This window comes from Pseudomonas sp. 86_A, from assembly GCF_017491705.1.
Taxonomy (GTDB): Bacteria; Pseudomonadota; Gammaproteobacteria; order Pseudomonadales; family Pseudomonadaceae; genus Aquipseudomonas; species Aquipseudomonas koreensis.
Genome location: NZ_JAFGYS010000003.1, coordinates 223,669 through 236,874 on the forward strand (window position 1 = coordinate 223,669; position 13,206 = coordinate 236,874).

Here is a 13,206-nt window from a genome sequence, read left to right on the forward strand (position 1 = left end):
TGCTGTTGATGTTGTTGGCCAGGACGCCATCGCTGGCAAGCCAGCTCCCACAATATGATCGAGTGCATTCAGTCAGGGATTCGTCGGCTTGTAGGCCGCCATCGCCAGCAGGCTGGCTCCCACAATTTGATCGAGTGCATTCAGTCAGGGACTGGTCGACTGTGAGGTCGCTTTCGCGAGCAGGCTCGCTCCCACAGGGGACTTTTTGTCGGGCATGAAATAGCTGAGCACCACACATCCACTGTGGGAGCGAGCCTGCTCGCGAAGGCTGACTCACTGGCAACACCGTTCTCCAGACAGAAAAAACCCGCCGTCCCGATCAACCGGGGCGGCGGGTTTTGTCGTTTCAGGCCTTGATCACACCGTGTCCACCTTCAGCGAATGATCATTGAGCATGCCGCTGATGATCGTCGCCGTGTCGTGCCCGCCGGCCACCACGCCGCCCGCCCCCGGCGTCACGCCGTAGTGGCTGGCGAGGTTGACGCCGGCCAGGTCGATGGTCTGGTTCGGCGTGGCGCCGGCCAGGGCGCTGACGTCGATGCTGGTGAGCACCGAGGCGCCGCTGCCGGTGACGGTGAAGTGCAGGTAGTCGTCCAGCGACGCCGTGGTGCCGTTTTCACCTTGCAGCAGTTGCGACAGGTCGAGCTTGTCGGTGCCCGGGGTGAAATCGGTGATGGTGTCGTGACCACTGTTGCCCTTCAGGTACTGGAAGGTGTCGGCGCCCGGCCCACCGGTGAGGGTGTTGTTGCCCATGCCGCCAATCAGCAGGTCGTCACCGCCGCCGCCGTTGAGGATGTCGTTGCCCAGGCCGCCGTTGATCACGTTGTTATTGTTGTCGCCGGTCAGGGTGTCGTTGAAGTTCGAGCCGACGAGGTTTTCGATGTTGCTCAGGGTGTCGGTGCCGGCGCCAATGGTGTTCTGCGCGCCGAGCAGGCCAAGGTTGACCGTGACCCCGGCGGTGGCGTGGGCATAACTGACGGTGTCGATGCCGGTGCCGCCGTCGAGAATGTCGTTGCCCGGGCCGCTGTAGAGCAAGTCATTGCCCGCACCGCCGTGCATCTCGTTGTTGCCGGAACCGGCGGTCAGCACGTCGTTGCCGTCGCCGCCATTGAGGATGTTGTTGCCGGTACCGGCCACCAGAATGTCGTCGCCGGCGGTACCGGTGAGGGTGTGACCATCCTGATAGCTGATGCTGACGTTGGCCGTGTCGCTGCCACCGTGGTTGTCGTTGGCGGTGTAGGTGCCGTTGAAATCCGGCGTCACGTCGTGGGCGCCGGCGTAGTTGACCGTCATGGTCAGTTGGTAGTTTTCCGCCGCGTTGGTGTTGCTGCCACTGGTGTTGGTGATGTTGGTGACATGAATCTGGTACGTGCCATCGGCGCCGGCGGTGATGGTGCCACCGTCGGCAATGCTGGTGAACGTGCCGCCGTTGACCGAGTACTCCAGCGTGATATGCCCGGCCGCCAGGTTGTGATCCAGGTTGAGGGTTTCGCCCTGTTTCAGTTTGACGGTGATCAGGTCTTCATCGTTGGCATTGGCGTTGGTCACCGCGCCGAGATAGCCACTGACCACCAGCACTGCCGTCATCGCGGCGGTGTTGGCGGCGAATGCGTTGCGCACGTCGGCCAGGGCCTGGTTGGCGGCGGTGTTGCCGGTGCCGGCGAAGTTGATCGCGCCGGTGCCGGTGAAGTCCGCGCCCTTGGCTGCCCACCCGGTGTTGAAGGTGGTCGGCGAGGCGTTGAGCGTGTCGCCGTCCGGGTCGCTGTCGTTGGCCAGCAACAGCTCGCCCGGCACGACGATATTGCTCGACAGCACGTTGGTGATGACGTGGTCGTCCACCGCCACCGGTGGCGAGTTGGGGATCACTTTCACGTTCAAGGTGGAGCTGGCGAGGTCGCCGTCGTTGTCGCTGAGGGTGAAGCCGATGTTTTCGGTGATCACCGTGGTCGTGGTTTTTTGCGAGGTGTAGCTGTAGTCGCCGGTGTCGAGGTTGATCACCAGAGTGCCGCTGTTGTTGGTGGCGATGCTCAGGCTGTTGTTCACCGTGTTGAACGTGCCGTGGTTGGTGCCGCCGGATGCAGTCAACGAACCCTGACCGCTGTTGGCGCGCGGGTCATAGGTGTAGGTGGTGCCATCGACCACGATGGATTTGATGAACCCGCCATCGGCGCCGAACGTACCGCCCTCGCCCAGCAGCGAACCGGTGACCGGCGCGCCTTCCACAGTGCCCGACAGCACCGAGTTGAGCTGATTGAGGTCAGTGACCACCACCGCGTTGGTGTTGGTGTGGCTGATGCCGTCATAGGCCAGCGGGTCGAGGTTGGCGTTGCTCACGCCGCTGCCCAGGCCGATCGCGTAGTTCTTGATGTTGTTGGCATCGAGAAAGTTTTTCAGCGCGGTCTCGTCAGCGGTGCCGATTTCCTGGCCTGTGGTCGGTTTGCCGTCGGAGAAGAAGTAGCCAACGTTCTGCGCCCCGGTGAGTTTGCCCGAGGTGTTGAAGGCGGTTTGCATCGTCGCCACGGCCGCATCGTAGTTGGTGCCGCCACCCGCCGTGAGGCCGGCGAGAAGCGATTTGGCGGTCGCCACGTCAACCCACACCGACGTTCTGTCGGTGGCGCTGCTGCTGAAGGTGACGAGTTGCACCTTCACGTCGCCGAGGTCGTCGTATTTGTCGAGCAAGGCACTGATCGCCTGTTTCGCCAGATCCAGCCGCGACAGCCCCGGCACGCCGGACGGATCGACCATGCTGCCGGAAATGTCGAGGACGATAAGGATGTTGGAATCAATCTCCACCGCCGCCACCGAGCGATCCGATGGCACGGCTTTGGGCACGTCGTCGACGATGTTGACCACGATTGTGCTGGTGGTGCTGTTGCCCAGTGCATCGGTGGCTTTGTAGGTGAAGCTTTCACTCAGGGTGTTGGCGCCGTCGTTGGCGTTCGGCGTGGTTTTCGGCGCCGAGGTCAGGGTGTAGGTGTAAGTGCCGTCGGCGTTGAGCTGGATCTGCCCGTACGTGCCGGTGGCGCTGCCGACCAGGCTGTAGGTGAGCGCCCCGCTGCCGCCGGTGACCGCGCCGACCAGCGTGCCGGTGGCGGTTTCACCGGTATTGGTCGGGTCACTGCCGGTGACCGTGCCGGGGGCCAGGTCCTGGCCGTCCTTGGTCAGGTCGAGGGCTTTTTCATAGACCGTCACGTCTTGATCCACCGACGCCACGAGTTTGCTGTCGGCGACATTGATGGTGATGGTGGTGGTGCTTTCGTCGCCGTCACCGTCGCGAATGGTGTAGGTGAAAGTGTCGGTGGCGCCCGGCGGGCTCACCGAGTTCGGGTTGCTGTGGTAGACGGCGTTGCCCGCTGCGTCCAGGGTCAGGTAACCGTAGGTGCCGTTGATGTTGCTGTTGAGGCCGCCGATTGCCGAGCTCGCGGTGTTGCTGCCGGCACGCACGCCGACCACTGCCCCGCCCGCCGCTGCGCCATCGGCGCCGGTGACGTCGTTACCGAGCACGCTGATGTTGACCGTGCCACCCTCCGTCACCGAGCCGGTGTCGGCCTTGGCGGTCGGCAGGTCATCGATGATGTTGACGTTGATCTGCCCCGACGCCGTGCTGCCGTCGCCGTCGGTGGCGACCACGTTGAAGTTCTCGGTGAGGCTGTTGGCGCCATTACCGGTCGGGTGCGCTTCGTTGTCCACCAGGGTGTAGCTGTAACTCACCACGCCCGTGGCCGGGTTGTAACCGGTGATGGTCAGCGTGCTGCCCAATGGCGTGACCGCCGATTGCGGGAAGCCTGCGGCGACACCATTGGTGACCACGGCGATACCGCCGACGGTGAGGGTTTGCAGACCGTCGAGCGCGGTTACGGTGAATGTGCCGCTTTGGGTCAAAGCGGATGGGTTCGGGCTGCTGCCGTCGCTGAGGTTTTTCTCGTAGACCGTCAGCTCGCCACCGTTGACGTCGAGACCATTGAGGATCACCGGATCGTCGTTGTTGTGGATGTTCAGCACCAGATTGGCGGTGCTCGCGTCGCCGTCCGAGTCGGTAATGGTGTAGGTGAAGGTTTCGGTGCCGTTGCCATTGCCGTGCAGGTTCTTGAAGTCGGCGTCGTTGGTGTTGAGGGTGTAGGTGTAGGTGCCGTTGGCATTCAACACCAAGGTGCCGTAGGTGCCGGTGAACGTGCCGGCAGTAACAGGGCCGGTGGGTACGCGGTCGGCGCCTTGCACGTCATTGGTCAGGACGTTGCCGGTCAGCGTCAGGTTGGTTTCTGACGCGGTGTTGGCGTTGCTGTCGTTCAGCGCTTTCGGCAAGTCATCGATGATGTTGACGTCGAGGGTTGCGTTGGCGGTGGTGCCGTTGTCGTCCGTTACCGTTACGGCGAATTGCTCGGGCAGGTTGTTTGCACCGTTAGCCGTTGGGTGGGTTTCGTTATCGACCAGGGTGTAGCTGTAACTCACCACGCCAGTGGTGGCGTTGAAACCGGTGATGGTGAGCGTGCTGCCCAGCGGTGTGGTGACCGATTGCGGGAAACCTGCCGCAACGCCGTTGGTAACGACGGCGATGCCACCGACGGTCAGCGTGGTGACGCCGTCCAGTGCGGTGATGGTGAAGGTGCCGCTTTGGGTCAACGCTGTTGAGTCTGGCGCGCTGCCGTCGCTGAGGTTTTTCTCGTAGACAGTGAGTTCACCGCCATTCACGTCGAGGCCGCTGATGACCACTGGATCGTCGTTGTTGTGGACCTGTAGAACGAGGTTCGCAGTGCTGGTGTCGCCATCGGAATCGGTGATGGTGTAGGTGAAGGTTTCAGTGCCGTTACCACCGCCGTGCAGGTTTTTGAAGTCAGCATCGGTCGGGTTCAGCGTGTAGGTGTAAGTGCCGTCGGTTTGCAGTACCAAGGTGCCGTAAGTGCCGGTGAACGTGCCGGCTGTCACGGGCCCCGTAGGTACGCGGTCAGCGCCTTGCACGTCATTGGTCAGCACGTTGCCGGTCAGCGTCAGGTTGGTTTCTGACGCGGTGTTGGCGTTGCTGTCGTTCACTGCTTTTGGCAGGTCATCGATGATATTGACGTCGAGCGTTGCGTTGGCGGTGGTGCCGTTGTCATCCACCACCGTGACGGCGAATTGCTCGGGCAGGTTGTTTGCGCCGTTGGCGGTTGGGTGGGCGTCGTTGTGATCGAGGGTGTAGCTGTAGCTGACCACGCCAGTGGTGGCGTTGAAGCCGGTGATGGTCAGTGTGCTGCCTAGCGGTGTGGTGACCGATTGCGGGAAACCTGCGGCCACGCCGTTAGTGACCACAGCGATGCCACCGACGGTCAGCGTGGTGACGCCATCCAGTGCAGTGATGGTGAAGGTGCCACTTTGGGTCAGTGCGTTGGCATCAGGGGCGCTGCCGGTGCTGAGGTTTTTTTCGTAGACAGTGAGTTCACCGCCATTCACATCGAGGCCGCTGATGACTACCGGATCGTCGTTGTTGTGGATCTGTAGAACGAGGTTCGCAGTGCTGGTGTCGCCGTCAGAATCGGTGATGGTGTAGGTGAAATTCTCGGTGCCGTTGCCACCGCCGTGCAGGTTTTTGAAGTCGGCATCGGTGGGGTTCAACGTGTAGGTGTAGGTGCCGTCGGTGTGCAGTTCCAACGTGCCGTAAGTGCCGGTGAAAGTCCCGGCAGTGACAGGCCCGGTGGGTACGCGGTCGGCGCCTTGCACGTCGTTGGTCAGGACGTTGCCGGTCAGCGTCAGGTTGGTTTCTGACGCGGTGTTGGCGTTGCTGTCGTTCACTGCTTTTGGCAGGTCATCGATGATATTGACGTCGAGCGTTGCGTTGGCGGTGGTGCCGTTGTCATCCACCACCGTGACGGCGAATTGCTCGGGCAGGTTGTTTGCGCCGTTGGCGGTTGGGTGGGCGTCGTTGTGATCGAGGGTGTAGCTGTAGCTGACCACGCCAGTGGTGGCGTTGAAGCCGGTGATGGTCAGTGTGCTGCCTAGCGGTGTGGTGACCGATTGCGGGAAACCTGCGGCCACGCCGTTAGTGACCACAGCGATGCCACCGACGGTCAGCGTGGTGACGCCATCCAGTGCAGTGATGGTGAAGGTGCCACTTTGGGTCAGTGCGTTGGCATCAGGGGCGCTGCCGGTGCTGAGGTTTTTTTCGTAGACAGTGAGTTCACCGCCATTCACATCGAGGCCGCTGATGACTACCGGATCGTCGTTGTTGTGGATCTGTAGAACGAGGTTCGCAGTGCTGGTGTCGCCGTCAGAATCGGTGATGGTGTAGGTGAAATTCTCGGTGCCGTTGCCACCGCCGTGCAGGTTTTTGAAGTCGGCATCGGTGGGGTTCAACGTGTAGGTGTAGGTGCCGTCGGTGTGCAGTTCCAACGTGCCGTAAGTGCCGGTGAAAGTCCCGGCAGTGACAGGCCCGGTGGGTACGCGGTCGGCGCCTTGCACGTCGTTGGTCAGGACGTTGCCGGTCAGCGTCAGGTTGGTTTCTGACGCGGTGTTGGCGTTGCTGTCGTTCACTGCTTTTGGCAGGTCGTCGACCACGTTCACATCAAGGGTCGCGTTGGCCGTCGTGCCATTGTCATCGACCACGGTGACGGCAAATTGCTCTGGCAATGTGTTGGCACCATTGCCAGTCGGGTGCGCGTCGTTGTGGTCAAGGGTGTAGCTGTAACTGACCACGCCAGTGGTGGCGTTGAAGCCGGTGATGGTGAGCGTGCTGCCCAGTGGTGTAGTGACCGATTGCGGGAAGCCTGCCGCAACGCCGTTGGTAACGACGGCGATGCCGCCCACAGTCAGCGTGGTGACGCCATCGAGTGCAGTGATGGTGAAGGTGCCGCTCTGGGTCAATGCGTTGGCATCAGGAGCGCTGCCGGTGCTGAGGTTTTTCTCGTAAACCGTCAGCTCGCCGCCGTTCACATCGAGGCCACTGATGACCACGGGATCGTCGTTGTTGTGGATTTGCAGGACGAGGTTCGCGGTACTGGTGTCGCCGTCGGAATCGGTGATGGTGTAGGTGAAGGTTTCGGTGCCGTTACCACCGCCGTGCAGGTTTTTGAAGTCAGCATCGGTCGGGTTCAGCGTGTAGGTGTAAGTGCCGTCGGTGTGCAGTTCCAGGGTGCCGTAAGTGCCGGTGAACGTGCCGGCAGTGACCGGCCCGGTGGGTACGCGGTCGGCGCCTTGCACGTCGTTGGTCAGGACGTTGCCGGTCAGCGTCAGGTTGGTTTCTGACGCGGTGTTGGTGTTGCTGTCGTTCACTGCTTTTGGCAGGTCGTCGACCACGTTCACATCAAGGGTCGCGTTGGCCGTCGTGCCGTTGTCATCGACCACGGTGACGGCGAACTGCTCGGGCAGGTTGTTTGCACCGTTGGCGGTTGGGTGCGCGTCGTTGTGATCCAACGTGTAGCTATAACTCACCACGCCAGTGGTGGCGTTGAATCCGGTGATGGTGAGCGTGCTGCCCAGCGGTGTAGTGACCGACTGCGGGAAGCCTGCCGCGACGCCGTTAGTGACCACGGCGATACCGCCCACGGTCAGCGTGGTGACGCCATCGAGTGCGGTGATGGTAAACGTGCCGCTCTGGGTCAGCGCATTGGAGTCCGGCTCGCTGCCGGTGCTGAGGTTTTTTTCGTAGACCGTCAGCTCGCCACCCTCGACGTTCAAGCCATTGATCACCACCGGATCATCGTTATTGTGGATCTGCAGCACGAGATTCGCAGTGCTGGTATCGCCATCGGAATCGGTGATCGTGTACGTGAAGGTCTCAGTGCCATTGCCGCCGCCGTGCAGTGCTTTGAAATCGGCGTCGCTGGTGTTCAGGGTGTAGGTGTAGGTGCCATTGGCATTCAACACCAGGGTGCCGAACGTTCCGGTGAATGTCCCGGCGGTCACCGGTCCGGTGGGCACACGGTCGGCGCCTTGCACGTCGTTGCTCAGAACGTTGCCGGTCAGGGTCAGCAGGGTTTCCGAGGCGGTGTTGGCGTTGCTGTCGTTAACCGCCCGTGGCACGTCATCGATGATGTTGACGTCGAGTGTGCCCGTGGCCGAGTCGCCGTTGCTGTCACCCGCCACAACGGTGAATTGTTCGCTGAGGCTGTTGGCGCCGCCACCGGCCGGATGCGCGTCGTTGCCGTTGAGGGTGTAGCTGTAGCTGACCACGCCGGTCGCCGCGTTGTAGCCGGTGATGGTCAGGGTGTTGCCCAGTTGCGTGGTGATCGACTGCGGAAAACCGGCCGCCACGCCACCGCTGACCACGCTGATGCCGCCGATGTTCAGGCTGCTCAGGCCGTCCGGCGCCGACACCGTGAAGCTGCCGCTCTGGGTCAGCGCACCAGGGTTGGCCGAGGAGCCGTCAGGCAGGTTGGCTTCGTTGAGGGTCAGCTCACCACCAGGCACCGCGAGGCCGCTGAGGGTGACCAGATTGTTGACCGGAGGCGGCACGACCGGCGTGTCGTTGCCATTGTCGATGACGGCGTTATGGCGCGCCTCGGGAAACTCGGGAATGCCGTTGAATCCCGCAGTCGGGAAGCCGATGACCGGATCCACGCGCCCGCCGACTTCAGTCAGCAGCACGAAGCTGTGACCACCGCCCAGTTCCCCCGGCGCACCACCCGGTGCGTTGGGCCCTGCAGCGGTCGCTTCCGCCGCTTTGGTCGGGTCTTCGCCGGCGGCGATGGCTTTCTGGATCTGCTCGACATCGGTCAGTTGCGCTTCGCTCGGCGTCAGCACTTCGGGGGCATTGATCGGCACCGCCTGGTTGGCCAGCAGTTGCCCGGACATGGTCATGCTGCTGTCGCGACCCAGGGTCAGCTCGTGGCCGTTTTGCAGATGAACGGCGACGGCGCCTTCTGCCCCGGTGATCACTTGATCGCCGGCAAACAAACGGTCGCCTTCGACCAGGGCGCGGCGCGTGCCGTCGGTGCCCTGCGCAAAAACCTGACCAATGACTTTAGTGACGATCCCGATGAGCGTTGCCATGTGAAACTCCTCCGCTGCCGACCACCGTCGGCACTGGTTCGCGAAGCACGCCCATGGCTCAAGCGGGTTGCCGGGGTGACGCTCGCACCTCGACAGTTCGTTTCGCAGGTTGCGCAAACAAGGAAACTTCAGTGCTTTCAAGCACTTCAGAATCCTGATCACTGCAGCAAGCCCACTAGCGCTACGTAACGGTGGTGAATCACCCGAGTGACAAAAATCTGTCGCTCATCTGCCGCTACGCGTCCCTCCCCTTCAGCATTACTTCGCCGTATGTCGCAAAGTGAATGGAACTTTCCTCAAGCCTTTTTGTGCTCCCTAAAGCGCATGAAACAAAGGCTTTCGTCCTGAACAATGTGCCGGTTTTCGCTAAGCGCATAAGTTTTTTTCGGCATAAGCCTTATGAAAATTTTTTCTTAGCTACGCTTCAGGAAAGAGTGAAACGCTTACACCCCAAAATATCGTCAAATATTTGGCGACAGTAACACACCATCAGGACCAGGGAGATGCACCCCATGCGCGTTTTAACCCCCCTCTGCAGCGCGGTTTTGCTGGCCATGGCTTGCACTTCCCAAGCCCAGGCCATGAACCTGACTGAAGCGATTCAAAGCACCATCGCCACCCACCCGGAACTCGCTTCACGCGTCGACGCCAAACTGTCGGCCGATGAACAAGTGAAAGTGGCCAAGGGCGGCTTCTACCCGTCCGTCGATCTGAACGCCGCCTACGGGCGCGGGTACAGCGATAACACCAACACTCGGGCCTTCGGTAATCACCACACCGAAATTCTCAATTACACCCAGTCGGAACTGCGGCTGCGGCAAATGATCTTCGACGGTTTCAACACCGCCAACGAGGTCGAGCGGACCAAGGGCGTGTCCAATTCGCGCGCCTATTACGCTCAGGGTACCGCCCAGGATCTGGCCCTGCGCACCATCGAGGTTTACCTCGAAGTGCTCAAGCGCCGTGAATTGGTGACCCTGGCCAAGAACAACCTGCAAGCGCACTTGCGCGTCAACGATCAGATCGGCCTGCGCACCCAGCGCGGCATCGGCAGCACCGCCGACTCCGATCAGTCGGTCGCCCGCCGGGCGCTGGCGCAGAACAACCTCGACACCGCCGAAGTCGATCTGGCCGACGCCGAATCGAACTTCTACGCCGTGGTCGGGCGCATGCCCGATGAACTCGAAGCGCCACCGTCGACCCGCGGCGAAATCCCCACCAGCCTGCCGGAAGCCCAGCAGAGCATGGTCGAGAACAACCCGTACCTGAAATCCGCGCAGGCGGACGTGCAGTCGGCCGAGAGCCAGTACGAAGTCGCCAAGTCGCCGTTCTACCCACGTTTCGATGCCGAAGCGGCGGTGGGCGCGAACAACAACGTGCAGGGTGATGAAGGCCACGACAACGAATGGCGCGTGGGCGTGATCATGAACTACAACCTGTTCCGCGGTGGCAGCGACAAGGCCCGCCTGGCGTCCGATGCGCATCAGATCAACCAGGCGATGGACATCCGCAACAACGCCCTGCGTCAGTTGAACGAGAACATTCACTTGGCCTGGAACGCCATGGTCAACGCGAAGAAGCAGACCCCGACCGCCCGCGAATACGCCGAGACCACCAAACGGGTGCGCGCGGCCTATCAGGATCAGTTCGGCCTCGGCCAACGCACCCTGCTCGACTTGCTCGACAGTGAAAACGAGCTCTACAACGCCAACCGCCGCTACACCGAAATCCGTTACACCGAGGAATACTCGATGTACCGCGTGCTGGCGAACATGGGCCAGTTGCTGAGCAAGCAACGGGTGGTGCTGCCGGCGGATGCGATTGCGGCAACCGAGGTGAAGAACGAAGCACGCCTGCCTGAGCTGAAGTAAGCCCCACGCTCCATTGTGGCGAGGGAGCTTGCTCCCGCTTGAGTGCGCAGCGCTCAGATGGCCGATACCGTCAGTTCCATGGGGCTGCTGCGCAGCCCAGCGGGAGCGAGCTCCCTCGCCACAGGTTTTGGGCAAGTCTTAAGAGGCGATCAATATGACTAGCATGGCCGAAGGCGGAAACACCGGGATCGATCCGCGGCTGAGCTTCGATGATCCGTTACTCGACGGTCTGTTGATCCTCTGCAAACTCCACGGCGCGATTGTCAGTCGCGCCAGCCTGAGTGCCGGGCTGCCCCTGAACAAGCAACGCCTGAGCCTGGACCTGCTGCCCCGTGCAGCGGCCCGGGCCGGTTTGCAGGCACGCCTGTTGCGGCGTGAGCTGAAAGACATCTCCGCGCTGAATCTGCCGATTCTGCTATTGCTCAAGGACGGCCGCACCGCTGTGCTGCGGCGGTTCGCCGACGACGACAAGGCGCTGATTCTGCCCAGCGAAGCCGATGGCGGCGAGCAATGGGTCGAACGCGAAGAACTCGCCGAACACTACAGCGGCCAGGCTTTGTTCGCCCGTCCGCGCCACGAACTCGAAGACTTGCGCTCACCGCTGGTGCCGCGGGTCCACGCCTGGTTTCGCGACACCCTGAAGCTGTCGAAATGGCTGTACAGCGACGCGATCCTCGCCAGTTTCCTGATCAACTTGCTGGGCCTGATGGTGCCGCTGTTCGTCATGCAGACCTACGATCGCGTGGTGCCAAATCAGGCCACCTCGACCCTCTGGGTGTTGGCCGTCGGCCTGCTGATCGGCACCGGCTTCGAACTGGTGCTGCGGGTGGTGCGTGCGCACCTGCTCGACACCGCCGGCAAGAAAACCGACGTGATCCTTTCCGCGACTTTATTTGAACGCATCACCGGCATGGCGATGAAGGCGCGGCCGGCGACCATCGGCGGTTTCGCCCAGAGCATTCATGACTTTCAGGGCCTGCGCGAATTCCTCACCGCCGTGACCCTGACCAGCCTGATCGACCTGCCCTTCGTGGTGTTGATGCTGGTGGTGATCGGTCTGCTCGGCGGCTGGCTGGTGGTGATTCCGCTGCTGGCGTTTCCGATCACGATCATTTTTGCTTTGGCGATCCAGGTGCGCCTGCGCGACACCGTGCAGAAAAGCCTGAGCCTGGGCGCTGAACGTCAGGCGCTGCTGATCGAAACCCTCGGCGGCCTGGAAACCCTCAAGGCCTGCAGCGCCGAAAGCGAGCGCCAGCACAAATGGGAAAGCACCCACGGCGCCCTCACCCGCCTCGACAGCCATGCACGCAACCTCTCGGCGCTGGCGACCAACGGCACGCTGTTCATCCAGCAGTTTTCCGGGATGGCGACGATTGTCGCCGGGGTCTACAGCATCATCGCCGGCAACCTCAGCGTCGGTGCGCTGGTCGCCAGCTACATGCTTGGCAGCCGCGTACTCGCGCCGCTGGGGCAGATCGCCGGACTGATCACCCGCTACCAGCAAGCGCAACTGACCATGAAAAGCACCGACGCGCTGATGGGCCTGCCTCAGGAGCGCGACGGCAAGCAGCGGCCACTGGAGCGCACGCAACTGCAAGGTGCGCTGGACGTCAGCGGCGTGACCTTTCACTACAACGGCCAGAACGCACCGGCGCTGAGCAACGTCAGCTTCAGCATGAAACCCGGCGAACGCATCGGCATCATCGGCCGCAGCGGCTCGGGCAAAAGCACCCTGGCGCGACTAGTGATGGGTTTCTATGAACCCGAGGAAGGCCAGTTGTTGCTCGACGGCCTCGACCTGCGGCAACTGGATGTCGCCGACCTGCGCCAGCAGATCGGTTACGTCGCCCACGACCTGCCGCTGCTGGCCGGCAGCCTGCGCGACAACCTGACCCTCGGCGCACGCTACATCAGTGATTCGCGCATGCTCGAAGTCGCCGAACTGACCGGCGTTACCGAACTGGCGCGGCAGCATCCGCAAGGTTTCGACCGCCCCGTGGGCGAACGCGGGCAACTGCTCTCCGGTGGTCAGCGCCAGGCCGTATTGCTGGCCCGGGCCCTGCTGCTCGACCCACCGATCATGTTGCTCGACGAACCCACCAGCGCCATGGACAACAGCAGCGAAGACCTGCTGCGCCAGAAACTCCACGGGTGGGTGCAAGGCAAGACGCTGCTGCTGGTCACCCACCGCACCTCGATGCTGAGCCTGGTGGACCGGCTGCTGGTACTGGACAACGGCCGGGTCGTCGCTGACGGCCCGAAAGAAGCGGTCATCGATGCACTGCGCAAGGGCCGCGTCGGCTCGGCGGCGGTTTAGATGCGTTGCCAATCCACCACCTGTGGCGAGGGAGCTTGCTCCCGCTGGGTTGCGCAG

General features: G+C 62.2%; 3 protein-coding genes. 2 read left to right on the plus strand and 1 reads right to left on the minus strand.

The annotated features are described in order from the left end of the window. Positions 1-357 precede the first annotated feature (357 nt). The gene (locus tag J5M57_RS06630; RefSeq protein WP_207848243.1) at positions 358-8,961 is read right to left on the minus strand and encodes a retention module-containing protein; all 8,604 of its coding nucleotides are present in this window, start codon (positions 8,959-8,961) and stop codon (positions 358-360) included. Between the two features lie 512 nt (positions 8,962-9,473). Here J5M57_RS06630 and J5M57_RS06635 point away from each other — a divergent pair. Continuing rightward, a complete protein-coding gene (locus tag J5M57_RS06635) occupies positions 9,474-10,832 on the plus strand; it encodes a TolC family outer membrane protein (RefSeq protein ID WP_064586502.1) in 1,359 nt (452 codons plus the stop codon). A 154-nt stretch (positions 10,833-10,986) separates the two neighbouring features. Beyond that, complete coding sequence (locus J5M57_RS06640; RefSeq protein WP_207848244.1) at positions 10,987-13,149, plus strand: type I secretion system permease/ATPase; 2,163 nt, start codon at positions 10,987-10,989, stop codon at positions 13,147-13,149. The last annotated feature ends 57 nt before the right edge of the window (positions 13,150-13,206 follow it).

Coding starts and splice junctions, on each gene's coding strand:
- J5M57_RS06630 (WP_207848243.1), bottom strand. CDS start 8,961: ATGGCAACGCTCATCGGGATCGTCACTAAAGTCATTGGTCAGGTTTTT.
- J5M57_RS06635 (WP_064586502.1), top strand. CDS start 9,474: ATGCGCGTTTTAACCCCCCTCTGCAGCGCGGTTTTGCTGGCCATGGCT.
- J5M57_RS06640 (WP_207848244.1), top strand. CDS start 10,987: ATGACTAGCATGGCCGAAGGCGGAAACACCGGGATCGATCCGCGGCTG.